The 20,617-nt window shown below is 73.3% G+C and carries 19 protein-coding genes and 1 riboswitch; of the genes, 16 read left to right on the plus strand and 3 right to left on the minus strand.

Going from position 1 to position 20,617, the window contains the following annotated elements; all coding sequences use genetic code 11:
* Positions 1 to 56: 56 nt before the first annotated feature.
* Genes ACF3NS_RS07590 through ACF3NS_RS07600 form a run of 3 tightly spaced genes read right to left on the minus strand, consistent with a single transcriptional unit; the run spans position 57 to position 1,707 of the window.
* The gene (locus tag ACF3NS_RS07590) at positions 57 to 953 is read right to left on the minus strand and encodes a hypothetical protein (RefSeq protein ID WP_392468973.1); all 897 of its coding nucleotides are present in this window, start codon (positions 951 to 953) and stop codon (positions 57 to 59) included.
* Positions 953 to 1,216, minus strand: coding sequence for an acyl carrier protein (locus tag ACF3NS_RS07595; RefSeq protein WP_154593291.1), 264 nt, complete (start codon positions 1,214 to 1,216; stop codon positions 953 to 955). The genes ACF3NS_RS07590 and ACF3NS_RS07595 overlap by 1 nt, the downstream gene beginning before the upstream one ends.
* A complete protein-coding gene (locus ACF3NS_RS07600; RefSeq protein WP_392468975.1) occupies positions 1,213 to 1,707 on the minus strand; it encodes a holo-ACP synthase in 495 nt (164 codons plus the stop codon). Before ACF3NS_RS07600 ends, ACF3NS_RS07595 begins: the two co-directional genes overlap by 4 nt.
* 248 nt (positions 1,708 to 1,955) lie before the next feature.
* On the opposite strand from ACF3NS_RS07600, the gene ACF3NS_RS07605 reads away from it, so the two are divergent.
* From ACF3NS_RS07605 to ACF3NS_RS07680, 16 genes are all read left to right on the plus strand, one after another.
* Positions 1,956 to 3,296, plus strand: a complete 1,341-nt coding sequence (locus ACF3NS_RS07605; RefSeq protein ID WP_392468978.1) for a UDP-glucose dehydrogenase family protein — start codon at positions 1,956 to 1,958, stop codon at positions 3,294 to 3,296.
* A gap of 204 nt (positions 3,297 to 3,500) precedes the next feature.
* Positions 3,501 to 4,196, plus strand: coding sequence for a 50S ribosomal protein L25/general stress protein Ctc (locus tag ACF3NS_RS07610; protein WP_154593288.1), 696 nt, complete (start codon positions 3,501 to 3,503; stop codon positions 4,194 to 4,196).
* 117 nt (positions 4,197 to 4,313) lie between these two features.
* Complete coding sequence (gene pth / locus ACF3NS_RS07615; protein ID WP_154593287.1) at positions 4,314 to 4,913, plus strand: aminoacyl-tRNA hydrolase; 600 nt, start codon at positions 4,314 to 4,316, stop codon at positions 4,911 to 4,913.
* Positions 4,914 to 5,034: 121 nt separating this feature from the next.
* Complete coding sequence (gene mfd, locus ACF3NS_RS07620; RefSeq protein WP_392468981.1) at positions 5,035 to 8,634, plus strand: transcription-repair coupling factor; 3,600 nt, start codon at positions 5,035 to 5,037, stop codon at positions 8,632 to 8,634.
* A 184-nt stretch (positions 8,635 to 8,818) separates the two neighbouring features.
* Positions 8,819 to 9,076, plus strand: coding sequence for an acyl carrier protein (locus ACF3NS_RS07625; protein WP_392468982.1), 258 nt, complete (start codon positions 8,819 to 8,821; stop codon positions 9,074 to 9,076).
* Positions 9,073 to 10,257, plus strand: coding sequence for an acyl-CoA dehydrogenase family protein (locus ACF3NS_RS07630; protein WP_392468984.1), 1,185 nt, complete (start codon positions 9,073 to 9,075; stop codon positions 10,255 to 10,257). Before ACF3NS_RS07625 ends, ACF3NS_RS07630 begins: the two co-directional genes overlap by 4 nt.
* Before the next feature lie 12 nt (positions 10,258 to 10,269).
* Positions 10,270 to 11,199 (plus strand): hypothetical protein, encoded by a 930-nt coding sequence (locus tag ACF3NS_RS07635; RefSeq protein WP_392468985.1) that lies wholly within the window; start codon positions 10,270 to 10,272, stop codon positions 11,197 to 11,199.
* Positions 11,200 to 11,203: 4 nt separating this feature from the next.
* Entirely contained in the window at positions 11,204 to 12,175 is a 972-nt protein-coding gene (locus tag ACF3NS_RS07640; RefSeq protein ID WP_154593282.1) for a DUF1839 family protein, read from the plus strand.
* Complete coding sequence (locus ACF3NS_RS07645) at positions 12,172 to 14,469, plus strand: hypothetical protein (protein WP_392468987.1); 2,298 nt, start codon at positions 12,172 to 12,174, stop codon at positions 14,467 to 14,469. The genes ACF3NS_RS07640 and ACF3NS_RS07645 overlap by 4 nt, the downstream gene beginning before the upstream one ends.
* Positions 14,470 to 14,529: 60 nt before the next feature.
* Positions 14,530 to 15,063 (plus strand): hypothetical protein, encoded by a 534-nt coding sequence (locus ACF3NS_RS07650; protein ID WP_392468989.1) that lies wholly within the window; start codon positions 14,530 to 14,532, stop codon positions 15,061 to 15,063.
* Position 15,064: 1 nt separating this feature from the next.
* On the plus strand, positions 15,065 to 15,745 hold the full coding sequence (locus tag ACF3NS_RS07655; protein ID WP_288800013.1) for a MazG family protein: 681 nt from the start codon (positions 15,065 to 15,067) through the stop codon (positions 15,743 to 15,745).
* 138 nt (positions 15,746 to 15,883) lie between these two features.
* Complete coding sequence (eno, locus tag ACF3NS_RS07660) at positions 15,884 to 17,173, plus strand: phosphopyruvate hydratase (RefSeq protein ID WP_288800014.1); 1,290 nt, start codon at positions 15,884 to 15,886, stop codon at positions 17,171 to 17,173.
* Positions 17,174 to 17,183: 10 nt separating this feature from the next.
* The gene (locus ACF3NS_RS07665; protein ID WP_392468991.1) at positions 17,184 to 17,936 is read left to right on the plus strand and encodes a septum formation initiator family protein; all 753 of its coding nucleotides are present in this window, start codon (positions 17,184 to 17,186) and stop codon (positions 17,934 to 17,936) included.
* A 47-nt stretch (positions 17,937 to 17,983) separates the two neighbouring features.
* Positions 17,984 to 18,523, plus strand: coding sequence for a DUF501 domain-containing protein (locus ACF3NS_RS07670; RefSeq protein ID WP_392468993.1), 540 nt, complete (start codon positions 17,984 to 17,986; stop codon positions 18,521 to 18,523).
* Between the two features lie 26 nt (positions 18,524 to 18,549).
* Positions 18,550 to 19,530 (plus strand): exopolyphosphatase, encoded by a 981-nt coding sequence (locus ACF3NS_RS07675; protein WP_392469097.1) that lies wholly within the window; start codon positions 18,550 to 18,552, stop codon positions 19,528 to 19,530.
* Positions 19,531 to 19,568: 38 nt separating this feature from the next.
* Positions 19,569 to 19,699, plus strand: a riboswitch (FMN riboswitch).
* Between the two features lie 127 nt (positions 19,700 to 19,826).
* Positions 19,827 to 20,606, plus strand: coding sequence for an ABC transporter permease (locus ACF3NS_RS07680; RefSeq protein ID WP_154593276.1), 780 nt, complete (start codon positions 19,827 to 19,829; stop codon positions 20,604 to 20,606).
* Positions 20,607 to 20,617 lie beyond the last annotated feature (11 nt).

Consider the following 20,617-nt stretch of genomic DNA (forward strand, 5'->3'; position numbering starts at 1 on the left):
GCCGGACGCCCGACGACTCACGGGGTCACCCCGAGGCGGCGGCGTGCGGCATACGGTCAGAGGGCGAGCTCCCGGCGCACCTCGGCGGGCCACTCGCGCACGTCCAGGCCGTGGACCAGCAGCAGCGCCAGCGCCACCCGCTCCACCCCGAAGCCCATGCATGCCGTCTCGGCGGGCGACCCGTCGGGCAGCCTGAGGTCGAAGGCCTTGGCGAAGTGGGGGCCGTGGAGGTTGGCGGAGGCGAGTGCGGTGCGCGGGTGGCCCGGTCCGTAGGCCTGGACCGACAGCTCCCGCTTGAGCTCGGCGGCCCGCTGCCCGCGCGCCATGAGCTTGCCCGCTCGGCCGAAGAAGGGGTCGTTGGCGACTTCTCCCTCCACGTCGAGGCCGAGCGAGGTGAGCAGCGCGGCAGCCCGCTCGAGGTAGTGGTCGCGGTGCTCGACGCAGGCCTCGTGGGGCCCGACGTGCACGGACTCCTTCTGCCGGAAGGTGATCGTGCGGAAGGGGTCGTCGGACGGCTCGTGCCGGAAGGCGTGGCCGAAGATCAGGTAGGAACCGCTGACCTGCTGCCCCGCGAGCGCCGCGTAGAGCGGGTGGCAGGCGGCCGAGGCGAACATCAGCCCGGCGGGTTCGAGGCGGTGCGTCCAGTCCTCCCCGGTCTCGCACTCGGCCAGCAGCGCGCGGTGCTCCTCGTCGCCGCCGCGAAAGACGTCGACGCTGCCGACGAGCTGCGTCTGGGAGGCGACGTAACCCGTGCGCTGGAAGGACTCCTGGGGCATGAGCGGCCCGAAGTGGTAGGTCCTCTGCGGCCGGTCGGAGTACATCGCGTCCAGGCGCGCGACGAAGCCCAGCACCACCCGCTCCAGGTCCGCGCCTCGACCCCAGCTGCCCTGGTGCGGCAGCGGGAGCAGGTGCCCGGCCTCGACCAGGGCGCACCGGAAGGCCGTGGGGTTCATCAGCCCCGCAGCTGGTCGACGGCGTCGCTGATGGAGCGCAGCGACGTGAACGTCTCGCGGGTCAGCAGGGCGTCGGGGAACTCGACGCCGAGCTCGTCCTCCAGTGCCATCATCAGGTTGACGCTGCGGTGCGAGGTCATGCCGGCGTCGAAGAGGTCGTCCTCCGGCGCCAGCTCGGAGGCGTCGCGCTTCAGGCCGGCGTGCGCGGCGACGACGGCGCGCACGGCCTCGATGGTGTCGGTGCCCGTGGTGTCGGTGCTCATGGTGTCCCTTCCTGCGCTTCTGTGGTGCGGGGCGTGGTGTGGCCGGAGCGGAGGCCCACCGCGGTGACGGTGACGGTGTCGGCGGTCAGGCCCGCGGGGGTGACCTCGTCGAGCTCGTCGAGCACGAGCTCGTCGATCCCGAGCCGAGCGGCCAGCTCTCGTGGCCGCCCGTGCAGCACCACCGAGGGTCGTCCGGCCCCGCCGACCACCTCGACGTGGCGCCACGGCCAGGGGTCGTCCTGCGCGGGGCCGAGCACCTTGGTGACCGCCTCCTTGGACGCCCACCGCCGGGCGGTGTCGCGCACGAGGTCCTGGCCGGTCAGGGCCGTCTGCTCGGCCTGCTCCCGCGGCGACAGCAGGAACGCCCGGTAGCGCTCGGCGTAGACGGCCAGCGAGCGGCGGACCTCGGCGACGTCGGCGGTGTCGACGCCCACGGCGACGACCCGGGTGCTGGACGTCGACAGACCCACGCTGACGCAGCCCTCTCTCATGTCCACCCCGTCCCGTGGCCTTCCCCCGGCCTCGCAGCCGACCATGGCGGTCGACAGGCCAATCCTAGGTGGTGGCGGGGGTGCGCGGGCGTGGTTGCGGAGAATGCCGGGCGGTGGCAGCGGCGGTGGCGGTGACGGGGACGACGACCCGGAGATCGGGGGCGGTGGCCGAACGTTCACGGGGCGTTGGGGGACTCGTCGACCGCGCGATGTCCCGCCGGGCTTGCCGAACGCCTATGTTCGGCCCCGTGAAGCTCTCGGTGATCGGATGCGGATATCTCGGTGCGGTGCACGCGGCCAGCATGGCCGAGCTGGGCCACGAGGTGGTGGGGGTCGATGTGGACGTCGACCGGGTGGAGCGGCTGTCTCGGGGTGAGCCGCCGTTCTACGAGCCGGGTTTCGCGGAGCTGTTGTGGCGCGGCGTGGACGAGGGACGGTTGCGGTTCACGACGGACATGGGGGACGTCGCGGGTGCACGGGTGCACTTCGTGGGGGTAGGGACGCCTCAGCGGGAGTCGGGGTATGCCGCGGACCTGTCGCACCTGGACGCCGCGATGACGTCCCTGCTGGCGGTCATGGCCGATCACCCGGTGCCGGGGGCGCTGGTGGTGGGCAAGTCGACGGTGCCGGTGGGCACGGCGGCGCGGCTGCAGGAGTGGTGCGGGAGTGAGGGGGTGGCCGCGACGGTGGTGTGGAACCCGGAGTTCCTGCGGGAGGGGTTCGCGGTGCAGGACACGTTGACCCCGGACCGGGTGGTGTACGGCCTGCCGGAGGACCGGGCGGCCGGGGAGGCGGCGCGGGACCTGCTGGACGAGGTCTATGCGGGGGTGCTGTCGCACGGGATGCCGCGGCTGGTGACCAACTACCAGACGGCGGAGCTGGTGAAGGTGGCGGCCAACTCCTTCCTGGCGACCAAGATCAGCTTCATCAACGCGATCGCGGAGCTGTGCGAGGCGACGGGGGCGGACGTGACGCGGCTGGCGGAGGCGCTCGGGCACGACGAGCGGATCGGTCCGAAGTTCCTGCGGGCGGGGGTCGGGTTCGGGGGTGGTTGCCTGCCCAAGGACATCCGGGCGTTCATGGCGCGGGCGGGGGAGCTGGGCGTGGACCAGGCGCTGACCTTCCTGCGGGAGGTGGACGCGATCAACCAGCGGCGGCGTCAGCATGCGGTGGCGCTGGCGGAGCGGCACTTCGGCGGGAGCGTCCGGGATCGCCGAGTCGCCATACTGGGGGCGGCGTTCAAGCCGGACAGCGACGACCTGCGCGACTCCCCGGCGCTGTACGTCGCGACGCGGCTCGTGGGGCAGGGCGCGGACGTGGTCGTGACGGACCCGATCGCGTTGCCGGGGCTGCACGCCCGGTACCCGCACATCCAGACGGCGCCGAACGCGCGGGCGGCGTGCGTGGACGCCGAGATGGTGATGCTGCTGACCGAGTGGACCGACTTCACGGGCCTGGAGCCCGACCAGCTGGGCTCGGTGGTCAAGGAGCGCGCGATCATCGACGGTCGCAACGCCCTGGACCCGGCCCGGTGGGAGGCGGCCGGCTGGTCCTACCGCGGGATGGGCCGCGCCTCGACCACCTGGTGACCCGACGCGGGCGGTTCCGGCATACGGCGAGGCTCGGCTATGCTGGTGCGGTTGCCTCGGCGAGGGACAGGGCACGGTGCGCAGCACCGGCCAGGTCCGTGATCGACGCGGTGGTGGGAGTCGCCTCCTGCTGACGCGCCGTCGCGCCCGCGCCGTGTCCCGCGTCGAGGCCCGACCGTTCCCCACCACCCACGAGGAGTCGACATGTCCGACGCCATCCTGCAGGCCGAGGCCCGTTCCGAGTTCGGCAAGGGCGCCGCCCGCCGCATCCGCCGCGAGGGCAAGATCCCCGCCGTCATGTACGGCCACGGCGCTGCCCCCGTGCACGTGACCCTCCCGGGCCACGACACGCTGCTCGCCCTCAAGAACCCCAATGCGCTGCTCACGATCGTCCTCGACGGCAAGGAGCAGTACGCCCTGGCCCGCGACGTGCAGCGCGACCCGATCAAGACCGTCGTCATCGAGCACATCGACCTCGTCGTCGTCCGCCGCGGCGAGAAGGTCACCGTCGACATCGCCGTGAGCGTCGTCGGCGAGGCCGCGTCCGAGACCGTGGTCACCCTCGAGAACTCCGTCCTCTCCGTCGAGGCCGAGGCCACCCACATCCCGGAGGGCGTCGAGGTGTCCGTCGAGGGCCTCGAGGCCGGCACCCAGATCCTGGCCAAGGAGGTCGAGCTGCCCGCCGGCTCCACGCTGGTGTCCGACGAGGAGCTGCTCGTCGTCAACATCACCCAGCAGGTCTCCGCGGAGGCGCTGGAGGCCGAGCTCGCCGAGGCCGAGGCCGAGGCCGGCATCGAGCACGAGGAGTCCGACGCCGACGCCGAGGGTGGCGAGGGCGAGTCCGCCGAGGGCGGCGACGCCGAGGGCGACGAGGCCAAGCCCGAGGGCGACGAGGCCTGATCCTCACCCCTCCCGCGGGCCAGCCCGCAGCACGACCCGTACGCCGGCGCGGCGCCCAGGCAGCACCTGGGCGCCGCGTCGTCGTGCCACCCCCTCTGCTCTGGGAGACTGCCTGGCATGACCACCTCGGACACCTGGCTCGTCGTGGGCCTCGGCAACCCCGGGTCCGCGTACGCCCAGAACCGGCACAACGTCGGGGCCATGGCGGTCGACGTGCTCGCGGCCCGGGCCGGGGCGTCGCTGCGTCGCCACAAGGCCCGGGCGTCGGCGGCCGAGGTGCGGGTGGGGGTGCTGCCCGGCGGCGCCCCCGGCCCGCGCGCCGTGCTCGCCGTGCCGTCCTCGTGGATGAACGAGTCCGGTGGCCCGGTCAAGGCGCTGACCTCCTTCTACAAGGTGCCGCCGCGGCAGCTGGTCGTGATCCACGACGAGCTGGACATCCCCTTCGCCACCTCCCGGGTCAAGCTCGGCGGGGGAGAGGGGGGTCACAACGGGCTGCGGTCGATCAGCAAGAGCCTCGGGACCAGGGACTACGTGCGCGTGCGCCTCGGCGTCGGTCGCCCCCCGGGCCGGCAGGACCCGGCCGACTTCGTGCTCAAGGACTTCTCGGGCGGCGAGCGCGCCGACGTGGACGTGCTGCTCGAGGACGCCGCCGACATCGTCGAGGACCTGATCACCCGCGGCCTCACCTACGCCCAGGACCGCTGGAACGTCCGCTGACCCTGCTCCCGGTGGTCCGCACCCCGCTCCCGCGGGAGCAGGGTGTGTCGGTGCCGCGGCGTAGGCTGTCCCGCGGTCCGGATCCCCGGTGAAGCCACCCCCCTCGGAAGCGAGACTGCTCATGGCGCTGCCTGCCCTCCTCGACGTCCTCGGTCGTGACGCCACGGTGCGTCGCGTCCTGGACTCCGTCGGCGTCGAGCAGCTCGTGGACGTGGCCGCGGCAGGGGGGTCGCGCGCCCCCCTCATCGCGCTGCTGGCCCAGCACCGCGGCGGCACCCCGGTCCTCGCCGTGACGGCGACCGGGCGCGAGGCCGACGACCTGGCCGCCGCGCTGCGCTGCTTCCTCCCGCACGACGCCGTCGCCGAGTTCCCCAGCTGGGAGACCCTCCCGCACGAGCGGCTCAGCCCGCGCAGCGACACCGTCGGGCGGCGGCTGGCCGTGCTGCGGCGGCTCGCGCACCCCTCCGCCGACGACCCGGCACTCGGCCCGGTCTCGGTCCTCGTGGTCTCCGTCCGCGCCTTGATCCAGCCCATCGCGACGGGGCTGGGCGAGCTGGAGCCGGTGGCCCTGGCCGCCGGCGACGAGCGTCCCCTCGAGGACATCGTCGAGGCGCTGGTCGGCGCGGCCTACACCCGGACCGACCTGGTCGAGCGGCGCGGCGAGTTCGCCGTCCGCGGCGGCATCCTCGACGTCTTCCCACCCACCGAGGAGCACCCGCTGCGCGTCGAGCTCTGGGGCGACACGATCGAGGAGATCCGGTGGTTCCGGGTCGCCGACCAGCGCAGCCTGGAGGTCGCCGAGCACGGGCTGTGGGCGCCGCCGTGCCGCGAGATCCTGCTCACCGACACCGTCCGCGAGCGCGCCCGGGCCCTGGCCGAGCAGCTGCCCGGCGTCCGCGACCTGCTCGACAAGGTCGCCGAGGGGATCGCCGTCGAGGGCATGGAGTCCCTCGGCCCGGCCCTGGTCGACGGCATGGAGAGCCTGCTCGACACCCTGCCCGCCGGGGCGCACGTCGTCGTGTGCGACCCCGAGCGCGTGCGCACCCGCGCCCGCGACCTCGTCGCGACGAGTGCCGAGTTCCTCGAGGCGAGCTGGGCCAACGCGGCTGCGGGCAACGCCGTCCCCGTCGACCTCGCGAGCGTGCTCGGCACCGCGTCCTACCAGGGCCTCGGCGACGTGCGCGAGCACGCGCTCGCCACGTCCCGCCCGTGGTGGACCCTGACGCCCTTCGCCGCCGACGAGGACCTCGCCGCGCTGGTCGGGGCCGGCGACGACGACGCGCTGACGTTCACGGTGCCGACCGTCGAGACGCCGGCCTACCGCGGCGACCGCGACGCGGTCCTCGCCGACCTGCAGGGGTGGCTGCGCGACGGGCGCCGCGTCCTGATGGTGACCGAGGGCCAGGGTCTGGCCAAGCGCCTGGTCGACCTGCTCGGCGAGGGCGGTCTCCCGGCTCGTCTGCTCGCGGACGGCGCCGGGCTGGACAGTGGGGTCGCCTCGGTCGCGACCGGGCGGCTGGGGCGCGGGTTCGCCTGCGACAGCGTCGATCTCGTCGTCCTCACCGAGGCCGACCTGACCGGCACCTCAGGCCAGGGCACCAGCACCAAGGACATGCGCAAGCTGCCCTCCCGGCGGCGCAACCAGGTCGACCCCCTGCAGCTGCGTCCCGGCGACTTCGTCGTGCACGAGCAGCACGGCGTGGGCCGGTTCGTCGAGATGATGCAGCGGACGGTGGGCGGCGCGACGCGCGAGTACCTCGTCCTGGAGTACGCCTCCTCCCGCCGCGGGCAGCCCGGTGACCAGCTCTTCGTGCCCACCGACCAGCTCGACCAGGTCACCCGCTACGTCGGCGGGGAGCAGCCGACCCTGTCCAAGATGGGCGGCTCCGACTGGCAGCGGACCAAGAGCCGCGCCAAGAAGTTCGTCAAGCAGATCGCCGGCGAGCTCATCCGTCTCTACAGCGCGCGCATGGCGACCGCGGGCCACGCCTTCGGCCCGGACACGCCCTGGCAACGCGAGCTCGAGGATGCCTTCGCCTACGTCGAGACCCCGGACCAGCTGTCCAGCATCGACGAGGTCAAGGCCGACATGGAGAAGTCCGTGCCCATGGACCGCCTCATCTGCGGCGACGTGGGCTACGGCAAGACCGAGATCGCGGTGCGGGCCGCCTTCAAGGCGATCCAGGAGGGCAAGCAGGTCGCGGTGCTGGTGCCGACGACACTGCTCGTGCAGCAGCACTACAACACCTTCTCCGAGCGCTACGCGCAGTTCCCCGTGACGGTCAGGGCGCTGTCGCGCTTCCAGACCGACAAGGATGCCCGGGAGGTGGTGGCGGGGCTCGCGGACGGGTCCGTCGACCTGGTCATCGGCACCCACCGGCTGCTGTCCAAGGAGATCTCCTTCAAGGACATCGGCCTGGTGATCATCGACGAGGAGCAGCGCTTCGGCGTCGAGCACAAGGAGCAGCTCAAGGCGCTGCGCACCTCGGTCGACGTGCTCGCGATGAGCGCCACCCCGATCCCGCGCACCCTGGAGATGGCGGTGACGGGCATCCGCGAGATGTCGACCCTGGCGACGCCGCCCGAGGAGCGTCACCCCGTGCTCACCTATGTCGGGGCGTATGACGAGAAGCAGGTGGTCGCCGCCATCCGGCGCGAGCTGCTGCGCGAGGGACAGGTCTTTCTCGTGCACAACAAGGTCTCCTCGATCGAGCGGGCCGCGTCGCGGCTGCGCGAGCTGGTGCCCGAGGCACGGGTCGAGACGGCGCACGGCCAGATGGGCGAGCACCGCCTCGAGCAGGTCGTGCTGGACTTCTGGGAGAAGAAGTTCGACGTGCTCGTGTGCACGACGATCGTCGAGACCGGGCTGGACATCTCCAACGCCAACACCCTGATCGTGGAGCGGGCCGACATGCTCGGTCTTTCCCAGCTGCACCAGCTGCGTGGCCGGGTGGGGCGCGGACGCGAGCGCGCCTACGCCTACTTCCTCTACCCCCCTGAGAAGCCGCTCACCGAGACCGCGCACGACCGGCTGCAGACCATCGCCAGCCACACCGACCTCGGCGCGGGCATGCAGGTCGCGATGAAGGACCTCGAGATCCGCGGCGCCGGCAACCTGCTCGGCGGCGAGCAGTCCGGCCACATCGCCGGCGTCGGGTTCGACCTCTACGTCCGCATGGTCGGGGAGGCGGTCGCCGACTTCCGGGGCGACGACGCCGCTGCCCAGCCGATGGAGATCAAGATCGAGCTCCCGGTCGACGCCCACCTCCCGCACGAGTACGTCCCGGGGGAGCGGCTGCGCCTCGAGGCCTACAAGAAGCTCGCCGTCGTCGAGGACGAGGCCGCCCTGGCCGACATCGTCGCCGAGCTCACCGACCGCTACGGCACCCCGCCCCCCGCCGTCGACAACCTCATCGAGGTGGCCCGCCTGCGCACGGTCGCCCGACGAGCCAAGGTCAACGACATCGGGATTCAGGGCAAGTTCGTCAGGTTCGGGCCGGTCGAGCTGCGCGAGTCCCAGCAGCTGCGCCTCATGAGGCTGTATCCCGGGACCCTCGTCAAGGAGCCGCAGCGGCAGCTCCTGGTGCCGGTGCCCACGACCGCCAAGGTCGGCGGCACGGTGCTCCGCGACGTCGAGATCCTGCGCTGGGCCGCCGGTCTGGTGCAGTCGATCCTGCTCGACGACATCGCCGCGGCGGCCGGGGTCCAGGGACGCAGCTGAGCGCGCAGCGTCACGATGATCTCACCGGGTGTCAGGGATCGGCGCATTGTGGTGATGCGCGGGTGTGGTGACCCCCGAACGCCAGGTGGACGGGAGGTGTCCGCACTAGGCTCGGTGGTGGGCAGCCCTAGGGGGAATCCGGTGGCCGCTCATCGCGTCCGCACCAGCTCAGCAGAGGGCCACCATGTCTGTCGACTCCTTGACCACCACCATCCGCGACGCCCTGGCCGAGGCCGGCCGGCTCAAGGTGGATGCGCACCAGATCGGCGCCGACGCCGACCTCTACTCCGCGGGGCTGACCTCGCACGCCACCGTCAACGTCGTGCTGGAGCTGGAGGACACCCTCGACATCGAGATCCCGGACGAGCTGCTCGTCAAGAGCACGTTCGCCTCCGTGGGCGCCCTGCAGGCCGCCCTGTCACCGCTGCTGGACCAGCGATGACCAGCGACCCCGTCACGATCGGCGCGCAGTCCCCGACCAGCACGGACGTGGTCGCCGAGGCCGGACGGATCGCCACCGAGGTGGCGGCGGTCCACGCGGCTGACGTCGACCGCGACGCCCGCTTCCCGCACGAGGCCGTGGCGGCTCTGAGGCAGGCCGGGCTCCTCGGCGCCTGGATCCCCACCGAGCTGGGTGGTCTCGGTGCCGACGTCGTGCAGATCGGGCTCGCCTGCGAGGAGCTCGCCAAGGGCTGCGCCTCGACCGCGATGATCTTTGCGATGCACCAGATCCAGGTGGGGTGCCTGGTCCACCACGGCAGGACCCCGTACCTCCAGGAGCTCATGCGGCGCATCGCCGCCGAGCAGCTGCTGGTCGGCTCCGCCACCACCGAGATGGGCATCGGCGGCGACGTGCGACGCAGCCTGTGCCACGTCGACCGCTCCGAGGACGGCACCTTCGAGCTGGTCAAGAAGGCCCCCGTCATCTCGTACGGCGTCGAGGCGGACCTGATCTTCGTCACCGCCCGCAAGGACGCCGAGGCCGTCGAGAGCGACCAGGTGCTGGTCGTCTGCGAGAAGGAGGACCTGACCCTGGAGCCGCTGGGCGACTGGGACACCATGGGCTTCCGCGGCACCTGCAGCCCGGGCTTCGTCCTGACGGCCCGCTCCCACCAGGACCGGATCTTTCCGGACGACTACGCCGACCTGTCCGCCCGCACGATGCTGCCGGTCGCGCACTCCCTGTGGTCCTCCTGCTGGCTGGGCCTCGCCGAGGGCGCGACGGCGGTGGCGCGCGGGGTCGTGCGGCAGGCCGCGCGCCGCTCGGGCCAGCTTCCGCCGGTGACCGGTCTGCGGCTGGCCGAGCTGGAGGTCGTGCTCGAGGCCTTTCGGGCCCGCGTGCACGCCGCCACCGTCGGCTACCGCGAGGTGGAGCCCACCTCCCAGGCCGCGACGCTCATGGGCCGGGCGATCGGCTACAACACCCTCAAGGTCTACAGCGCCGAGACTGTCGTGGACGTCGTCGCCAAAGCCCTGCTCATCGTGGGGATCGCGGGCTATCGTCGGACGGGGGCGGTGAGCCTCGACCGCCAGCTGCGGGACGCCTACGGTGCCCAGCTCATGGTCAACAACGACCGGATCCTCGGCAACACCGCCCAGCTCGAGCTGATCTACAAAGGCTGACAGGAGACCCCGATGACCTCACGTCACGACCGCGAGCTGGCCCTGCGTCGAGACCTCGTCGAGGCAGGCCACATGGTCGAGCTCCCGCTGCGTGGTCTGTCCGCGTTCACGCAGACCTTCGAGGAGGTCCTGACCGGGGTGGAGCGCCTCGTCCATGAGATGCAGCCGACCGAGGACGTGACCGTCATCTCGTTCCCCCCGCTGCTCACGCAGCCGGTCTTCGAAAAGACGGGCTACCTCGACTCCTTCCCCCAGCTCATCGGCTCCGTCGACGTCTTCACCGGCGACGGCCGGGAGCACAAGGCGATGGTGGGCGCCAAGAACTCCGGCGAGGACTGGACCACCCACCTCGTCCCGGCCCGCCTGGACCTGCTGTCCGCGCCGTGCCACCAGACCTACCCGCTGCACGCCGGGACCCGGCTCGAGCGGTCCGTGACCTACGAGACCGGCAACCGCTGCTTCCGGCACGAGCCGTCCGACGACCCCATGCGCCTAGTGTCCTTCCGGATGCGCGAGAAGGTCTGCATCGGCACCCCCGAGCAGGCCCAGGCGCACCGCGAGATCGGCCGTCGCGTGGGGCCGGACCTGCTGACCTCCATCGGGCTGCAGATCGAGGAGGTGCCGGCCAACGACCCCTTCTTCGGCCGCGCCGCCAAGATCTTCGCCGCCGGCCAGCGCGACGCCGGGCTCAAGGTCGAGTTCGAGTGCAAGGTCTACGGCGAGGACCAGCCCGGCACGGCGCTCGGGTCGTCCAACTACCACAACGACCACTTCGGGCTCGACTTCGACATCACGACCGCGGACGGCGAGCTCGCGCACAGCTCGTGCATCGGTTTCGGGCTGGAGCGGGTGACGGTGGCGTTGTTCGCGACCCACGGCATGGAGGTCTCGTCCTGGCCAGCTCCGGTGCGCGCCCGGCTGGGGCTCGACGCGCAGGGCTGACGGCATGCTGCTGGACCACCTGCGGGCCGACACCTTCACGGCGCACCCGCTGCACGGCGACGACCGGGTCTGGACGCAGACCAACTGCTACCTCGACATCTGGATCGAGATCGCCGCCTCCCTCGGGCTGCCTCCCGAGCCCCTGGGCGTCTGCGCCTACAGCGCCGGCACGGTCCCGGGAGCCTGGGCCTTCCTCAAGGCCCAGACCGACGACCTGCGCGACCTCTACGGCATCGAGGTCGCCGAGATCAACCTGTGGCGCACCGTCGAGGAGCACGTGCTCGACCATCTCGAGGTCGGCGAGCTGCTGACGGTCGAGTCGGACGCCTACTACCTGCCGGACACCGAGGGGGTGTCCTACGGCGCAGAGCGGGTCAAGACGACGATCGTGCCCGTTCAGGTGGACCCTCGCGCGCGGACGATGACCTACTTCCACAACTCCGGCCTCTACGCCCTGCACGGCGAGGACTACGACGGGGCGCTGGCCCTGCACGGCCTGCCGACGTGCGCCCCGCAGCCCTACGTCGAGCGCGTCCGCCTCGACGGCCTCGTCCGCGACGAGACCGAGATCCGCCGCAGGGCGAGGGCGCTGGCCTCCCGCCACCTGGCTCGCCGACCGGTGGGCAACCCGGTGGCCGACCTGTGCGCCTCCGTCCGCGAGGTGGCGCCCACGCTGCGCGAGCGCGGCTTCGCGTTCTTCCACCTCTACTCCTTCACCGCCACCCGGCAGCTCGGGCTCACCGCCCAGGCCGCCGCCGACGCGACCCGCTGGCTGGCCGCCGGGGACGAGGTGGACGGCGACGAGCTGCGCAGGGCCGCAGACGACTTCGACGTCGTCTCCCAGGAGATGAAGAACCTCCAGTTCGCCCTCGCCCGGATCACCGGCGGTCGCGCGCGAGACCTCGAGCCGACCCTCGGGCGCGCCACCGAGCGGTGGGGGACCGCCATCGACCGGGTCGCGGCCCAGCTGGGATGAGCGCCCTCGCCGCGGGCGGGCACCCCGTCGAGATCCGTTGGCAGGTCAGGCGGCTCGACGAGGGTGGGGGGCTCGACCCCGTCGCCTGGCCGCGCGACGGGTGGGTCGACGCGGTCGTGCCCGGGTCCCTCGCCGCGTCGCCCGCCGTCGTCGAGGCGTATGGCGAGCCGGCGCTCGCCGACGCCGACCACGTCGCCTGGGGGCTGCGCGGCACCCTCACCCTGGACGAGCCCCTGCCGGACGCCCGGCTGGTGCTGGACCGGGTCGCCACCCACGCCGACGTCGACCTCGACGGCACCCGGGTCCTGCGCAGCGACAACGCCTTTCGCCGCCACGTCGTCGACCTCGGCGACCTCGCCCCCGGGCCGCACGAGATCGCGGTGCGGATCGCGTCGTTCGACGAGACGCCCGTGCCGCGCAAGCCCCGTCCGCGCTGGCGCAGCGCGCTGCTGCCCGACCCGAGCCTGCGGTGGCGGCGCACCCCGCTGCTCGGCCGCATCCCCACCTGGGAGGGGGTGCTGCCGCCGGTCGGCGTCCTCGGCGAGGCCACCCTGCGATGCCGCCCCCGGGTCGAGGTGCTCTCGCTGCGGACGCACGCCGAGCCGGGGCCGGACGGCTGGACCGCCCGGCTCGCGCTGCACCTGCGGGCGGCGGACCCGCACGACGTCGTGGTGCTGCTCGACGGGCACGCGGTACCGTCCGCGTCGGAGTCCGAGTCGGAGCCCGAGTCCGAGTCCGAGTCCTGGGATCTCGCCGACGACGGGGCCTGGCACCTGCGGCTCACGCACGACCAGGCGGTGGCGGCGACCGCCCTGTGGTGGCCGCACACCCACGGCGTCCCGGCCCTGCACCACCTGCGCGTCGAGGCGTCGGGCGAGACCGTCCTGGACCGGCGGATCGGCTTCTCCTGCGTGCGGGCTCGCCGCGAGGACGGCCGGTTCGCGCTCGTCGTCAACGGCGTCGACGCCTTCGCCCGGGGCGTCGTGTGGGCGGCCACCGACCCGCGCGGCTGGACCAGCGACCCGGTCGAGGTGGCACGGGACCTCGACGCCCTCGCCGCCGCGGGCCTCAACCTCGTCCGGGTGCCCGGCACCGGCACCTACGCCGACGCCGTCCTGCGCGAGCTCGCCGCCGAGCGTGGCCTGCTCGTGTGGCAGGACGTGATGCTCGCGACCTTCGACCCGCCCGAGGACCAGGCCTGGCTGGCCGAGCTCGAGGCCGAGCTGCGGGACCAGCTCGGGGCCTGGCAGGGCTGGCCGCACCTGGCGGTCCTGTGCGGGGGGACCGAGACCGAGCAGCAGCCCACGCTGATGGGGCTGCCTGCCGAGCGTCGCCGGATGACGGCGATCCACGACCTGGTGCCCCGCCTCGCGCGGGAGCTGGCGCCCGGCGCCGTCCACGTGACCTCGAGCCCGTCCGGCGGTCCCCGCCCGGTCAGCATCGAGCACGGCGTCAGCCACTACTTCGGGGTGGGCGCCTACCTGCGGCCGCTCGAGGACGCCCGCACCGCGCGCGTGTCCTTCGCGTCCGAGGCGCTGGCGTTCGGCATACCGCCCGAGCCGTCGACCATGACCTCCCTCGAGGCCTCGGGCGCGGCCCCCGGACCGGAGGACCGGGGCCGCGGATCGGCCTGGCGCCGGGCGGCGCCGCACGACCGGGGGACCTCATGGGACTTCGTGGACGTCACCGACCACTACCTCCGGGACTGGGCCGGCCGCGCCCTCGACCTCGATGACCTCCCGACCGAGCAGCGGGAGGACCTGCAGCGCCGGACCGTCGCCCGGGTCATGGCCGAGACCTTCGCCTGGTGGCGCAGCTCGCTCACCCCGACCGCCGGCGCCGTGGTGCTCGCCCACCGGGACCTGGCGCCGGGACCGGGCTGGGGCCTGCTCGACGTCACCGGCACGCCCAAGGCGCCGCTGGCGGCCCTGACCGCGGTGCTCGCCCCCGTCGCGCTGCTGCTGCTCGACCGCGGGCTCGACGGGCTGCTGCTCGAGGCGGTCAACGACACGCCGCTCCCGGTGCGGGGGGCGCTGCGCCTGCAGGCCCTGGACCTCGAGGGCGACCCCGTCCTCGACGCCGAGCTCGAGCTCGTCGTCCCGGCGCGCGGGCACGCCCAGGTCGAGGTCGAGGAGGCGCTCGGCGGCTTCCGGGACCTCGGCTGGGCCTGGCGCTTCGCGCCCGCCCCCGCCTACTCGGCGGTCCGGGCCCGGTGGGACACCGACGGGGCCGGCGAGGTCCGCGCCGAGCGCTGGCTGGTCCCGCCGGTCGTGGCTCACACGACCACCGACTAGGCTGTGACCGCGTCCCCGAGGCGGACGGTGCAGACCCCTTCCCGAAAGGACTTGATGGTGTTGGCTTCCAAGCGCGTGCTCACCGGGACCCTGGCGGCCGTGGTCGCCGCCACCGGGCTCCTCGCGGGGTGCGACCAGGGCTCCCAGTCCCGCGCCGCCGCGATCGTCGACGGCCAGCCGATCCTCGAGTCCGACGTGCAGACCGCGGCCCGCGAGTTCAACGGCGGATCGTCCCAGGTCACGCAGCCGGTGCAGCCGGCCAACGTCGTCGGCCTGCTGACCTTCGGGCGCTATGTCCTGCCCGCGATGCAGCAGTCGGGCAAGGGGATCTCCGACGACGCCGCCAAGAAGATCCTGGACAAGGTCGACAACCCCTCCCGGCCCACCATCGACTTCGTGCGCACGGCCCTCGCCCTCAACAGCATGGACCCGGCCACCGAGCAGCGGGTCGTCCAGCAGCTCAAGCAGGCCGACATCGAGCTCAACCCGCGCTACGGCTCGCTCGACCGCACCACGCTGCAGATCGGTGACGAGAAGCGCAACTGGCTCGTGGCCGACGCGGCCGGCGCGCCCACCCCCTCGCCCACGCCCTGACATGACGACGAACGGCGATCTCGGGCGGCCCCGCCGCGGCGAGCGGCTGCTCGACCTCGTCGCCGTCATGGACCGGCTGCGGTCCCCGGGCGGGTGCCCGTGGGACGCCGAGCAGACCCACGACAGCCTCGCGCCGTATGCCGTCGAGGAGGCGCACGAGCTGGCCGAGGCCATCGCCTCGGGCGACCGTCAGCACCTCGTGGAGGAGCTGGGGGATGTGTTGCTCCAGGTCGCCTTCCACGCCCGGGTGGGCGAGGAGCACCCCACCGACCCCTTCGACGTCGACGACGTCGCCGGGGCCATCATCAGCAAGCTCGAGCGACGCCACCCCCACGTCTTCGCGGACGCCGTGGTGCGAGATGCCGCCGAGGTCGAGGCCGGCTGGGAGGCCATCAAAGCCCTCGAGAAGCCCGACCGGTCCGGTCTGCTCGACGGCGTCCCCGCGTCGCTTCCGGCGCTCGCCCTCGCCGCCAAGGCGGCCTCGCGGCTCGAGCGGGCCGGACGCGGCGAGCTCCTCGCCGAGGCCGTGGCACCCGTCCCCGTCGGCGAGGCGGGGACGGACGACGTCGGGGCCGCCCTGCTCTCCCTCGTCCTCGAGGCACGCACGCGGGGGATCGACGCCGAGCAGGCCTTGCGGAGCACGGTCCGGCGGCTGGCGGCGCGCGCCGACGGCGACGCTTGAGCGGCCGGGCGGACGGCATACGGCCGCCTCCTGTCCACCGCTCGGACGGCGGCACGGTTGGCCGCACCCCGGCGCGCCCCCTGCGGCGCTCGGGATAGGCTCGAGCCGCACCGATCACCATCGATCAGGAGAGTTCTTGTGGCCAACATCGAAGCAGTAGGCGCACGCGAGATCCTCGACTCGCGTGGAAACCCCACCGTCGAGGTCGAGGTCGCCCTGGAGGACGGCACCATCGCGCGGGCCGCGGTCCCGTCCGGGGCCTCCACCGGGGCGTTCGAGGCCGTGGAGCGTCGCGACGGCGACAAGGGTCGCTACCTCGGCAAGGGTGTCGAGGACGCCGTCAACGCCGTGCTCGACGAGATCGCGCCGCGGGTCCTCGGCTACGAGGCCACCGAGCAGCGCCTCGTCGACAACGAGATGCTCGCCCTCGACGGCACCGACAACAAGGGATCGCTCGGCGCCAACGCGATCCTCGGCGTCTCGCTCGCCGTCGCCAAGGCCGCCGCCGAGTCGGCCGGCCTGCCGCTGTTCCGCTACGTCGGCGGCCCCAACGCCCACGTCCTGCCCGTCCCGATGATGAACATCCTCAACGGTGGGTCGCACGCCGACTCCAACGTCGACATCCAGGAGTTCATGATCGCCCCCATCGGTGCGCCCTCCTTCAAGGAGGCCCTGCGCTGGGGCGCCGAGGTCTACCACGCCCTCAAGTCCGTGCTCAAGGAGCGCGGCCTGGCCACGGGCCTCGGCGACGAGGGCGGCTTCGCCCCCAACCTCGAGTCCAACCGCGCCGCGCTGGACCTGATCCTGGACGCGATCCGCGCCGCAGGCTACGAGCCCGGCACGGACATCGCCCTGGCCCTCGACGTCGCGGCGTCCGAGTTCTACCAGGACGGCTCCTACGCCTTCGAGGGCGGCACCAAGTCGGCGGACGAGATGATCGCCTACTACGCCGAGCTCGTCGGGGCCTACCCGCTGGTCTCGATCGAGGACCCGCTCAACGAGGACGACTGGGACGGCTGGAAGTCCATCACCGAGCAGCTCGGCGACAAGGTCCAGCTGGTCGGCGACGACCTGTTCGTGACCAACCCCGAGCGCCTGCAGCGTGGCATCTCCAGCGACACCGCCAACGCCCTGCTCGTCAAGGTCAACCAGATCGGCTCGCTCACCGAGACGCTCGACGCCGTCGACCTGGCGCACCGCAACGGCTACCGCTGCATGATGTCGCACCGCTCCGGCGAGACCGAGGACGTCACCATCGCCGACCTGGCCGTCGCCACCAACTGCGGCCAGATCAAGACCGGTGCCCCGGCCCGCTCCGAGCGCGTCGCGAAGTACAACCAGCTCCTGCGCATCGAGGAGGAGCTCGACGACGCGGCCGTCTACGCCGGCGCGGGCGCGTTCCCGCGCTACCGGGGCGCGGGCGCCTAGTCTGGGGCCCATGCCGTCCAGCAGCTCCCGAGGAGGGACGTCGCGCCCCGCGCGACGTCCCTCCTCCGGTGCAGCCGCGGGGTCGTCCCGACGCCCTGCCGGCGCCGGCGACCGGCAGCGGCGGCCCGCCGGGAGCACCCGTCGGCGAGCCGGTGACGACGGTGGCGCGGGCCGTGGTGGTGGTCCGGGTGGTGCGAGCGGGCCGGGTGGGTCGCGTGGATCGGGCGGGCGGCTGCGGCCCGCGACGCTGCGACGGCTGCTCGGCCTGGCCGCCATCGTGGTGATGCTCGCGATCATGCTCGTCCCCACGCTGCGCCGCTATCTCGAGCAGCGCGACCAGATCGCCACCCTCGAACGCTCCATCGTCGAGCAGCAGCGCCAGGTCGACGCCCTCGTCCGCGAGCGCGCCCGGTGGGACGACCAGGCCTTCCTCGAGCAGCAGATCCGGTCCCGACTGCACTTCGTCAAGCCCGGCGAGACGTCCTACACCGTGCTGGACCCGCAGTCGGGCCGGCGCACGTCCGTCGATGCCCAGGTGGTCGGCGTGGACCTCGACGCCGAGCAGCTCCCGTGGTACTCCAAGGTCTGGACCTCGTTGTCCAGCGCCGACCGGCTCGGCCTCGACCCCACCGTGGCCCCCGCCGAGGGCGGCTCGACGCCCACACCGCGGCCGACGATCTCGGACACGCCACGCCCCGGCGCCACCCCGTCCGGCAGCGCCACCAGCGGTCGCACCACGCCTGGTGCCTCGCCCACGCGCTGACGCCGGGCGCCCGACATACCTCCTCTCCCGAAGGCCGAGGCCACCGTATGAGCACCGAGTCCACCACGCCCGCCGCGGGTCTCGCCGACGACGACGCGGCCGCCGTGCACGCCCAGCTGGGGCGCGAGGCGCGCGGCGTCGTCGAGGTCGCGCACCGTTGCCCGTGCGGGCGCCCGGACGTCCTGCGCACGCGGCCGAGGCTGGCCGACGGGACGCCCTTCCCGACCACCTACTACGCCACGTGTCCTCGGCTGACCGGCGCGCTGTCGACCCTCGAGGCCCATGGCGTCATGCGCGAGATGACCGAGAGGCTGCAGGACGACGAGGCGCTGGCCGAGGCCTACCGCCGCGCGCACGAGGCCTACCTCGCGGACCGGGCCGAGCTGGGCGCGGTGCCCGAGATCGACGGGATCTCCGCTGGGGGCATGCCTACCCGCGTCAAGTGCCTCCACGTGCTCGCGGGCCACGCGCTCGCCGCCGGCCCGGGGGTCAACCCGCTCGGCGACGAGGCCGTCGAGGCCGTGGGGCAGTGGTGGGCGCCCGGACCGTGCGTCGTGCCGACCGAGGACGGCTGGGAACGCCGGTGAGCCCCGTTGCCGGGACGGCCGGCGAGGTGCGCCGCGTCGCGGCCGTGGACTGCGGCACCAACTCGATCCGGCTGCTCGTCGCGGACGTCGACCTCACCGCGCCGACCGCACCCGTCCTGCACGACGTCGTGCGCCGCATGGAGGTCGTCCGCCTCGGCGAGGGCGTCGACCGGACCGGCCGCATCTGCGAGGCCGCCCTGGCCCGCGCCCTCGGACGGTCGCGGGAGTATGCCGAGCAGTGCGCCGAGCTCGGCGTGGCGGACGTGCGCTTCGTGGCGACCTCGGCCGCCCGGGACGCCGGCAACGCCGAGGACTTCGCGGCCGGGGTGGTCGCAGCCTTCGCCGAGCACGGGCACGACGGCGTCGCTCCCGAGGTGATCAGCGGCGCCGAGGAGGCCGAGCTGTCCTTCCTCGGCGCGACCGGCGACCTCGGGGCGGCGGACGTCCCCGGCCCCTACCTCGTCGTCGATCTCGGCGGCGGGTCCACGGAGCTCGTGCGCGGCACGGCGGACGGCGTCGTCGAGGCGGCGATCTCGGCGGACATGGGGTGCGTGCGGCACGTCGAGCGCTACCTGCACCACGACCCGCCCACCGCCGAGGAGCTGGCCGTCGCCCTCGCCGAGGTGGACCGGCAGCTGGACCTGGCCGCCGCCACCGTCGAGCTCGCCGGGGTCCGCACCCTCGTCGGCGTCGCCGGCACCGTCACGACCGTGACCGCACACGCGATGGGGCTGACGGCATACGACCCCGAGGCCATCCACCTGTCGAGGCTCCCCGCCGACCAGGTCCGCGCGGCCTGTGCGGACCTGCTCCACCTCGACCGCCGCCGCCGCGCGGCGCTGCCGTTCATGCACCCGGGGCGGGTCGACGTCATCGGGGCCGGCGCGCTGATCTGGGGCCGGGTCGTCGACCGAGTGCTCGCCGCCGGTGCGGACGACCTCGTCGTGACCTCCGAGCACGACATCCTCGACGGCGTCTGCCTGCGCCTGGCGGCCGACACCGACTGACGGTGGCACCTCGCCGCCGGGCCTACACTGGGGGGACCACGTGCTCCGGGGTCGGTGCAATTCCGAGCCGGCGGTGACAGTCCGCGACCCGACCACCTCTCCGAGGTGGGCGGTTGACCTGGTGGAACTCCAGGACCGACGGTGAAAGTCCGGATGGGAGGCAGCACGCGGCGCCCTGTCTGCGCCCGCTCCGGTCCAGGGACCGGCGCGGATCCGGACCTGGCGCACGTCCGTCGACCGACGGTGACCCCGGCGCAGCCACGCAGCATCGGCACGGGAGTCGACCGGAGGTGAGGATGACCCGACACGCGAGGCACACCTGGCTGGCGCCGCTGGCGCTCGGCGCCGTCCTGCTCGCCGTCTGGGCGCTGGTCGCGGCGTTCGCCGGGCTGCCGGCCTTCCTGCTGCCCGGTCCGCTCGACGTGGCGACACGTCTGGTGGGCATGCTGGGCGGCCCCGTGGTGTGGCCCTACGTCGCGCTCACCCTCGCCGAGGCGCTCGGCGGCTGCGCGCTCGGCGCCGCTGTCGCCCTGCCCCTGGCCGTGCTGGTCCACCGGTCGCGCTGGGTCGGCGCCGCCGTGACCCCCTTCCTCGGGGCCACCCAGGCGATCCCCGCCATCGCCCTCGCCCCGCTGCTCGTGCTCTGGGTCGGCTACGGCCTGACCGCGATCATGGGCCTGTGCTCGCTGATGGTGTTCTTTCCGATCCTCATCTCCTCCGTCGTCGGCCTGACCCACGTCCCGCGCGAGGTCGTGGACGCCGCCCGCATCGACGGCGCCGGCAGCTGGGACCTGCTCCGGCACGTCGAGGCGCCCCTGGCCCTGCCCAACGTCCTCGCCGGCCTGCGCAACGGCTTCACCCTGTCCGTGACCGGGGCCGTCGTGGGCGAGATGGTCATGGGCGGCGAGGGGCTCGGCACCCTGCTCACGCTGCAGCGGGACGCGGTCGACACGGCGGGCATGGTCGCCGTCATCGTGATGCTCTGCGTGATCGCAGCCTCGGCATACACCCTGCTCCTGGTCGTCGAGCGACGCTCCACGATCGTCGCCGACGTCCGTGAGACCCCTCGCGGCTGACCGGACCTCAC

It is taken from the genome of Arsenicicoccus cauae (genome assembly GCF_043162025.1).
Classification (GTDB): domain Bacteria; phylum Actinomycetota; class Actinomycetes; order Actinomycetales; family Dermatophilaceae; genus Arsenicicoccus; species Arsenicicoccus cauae.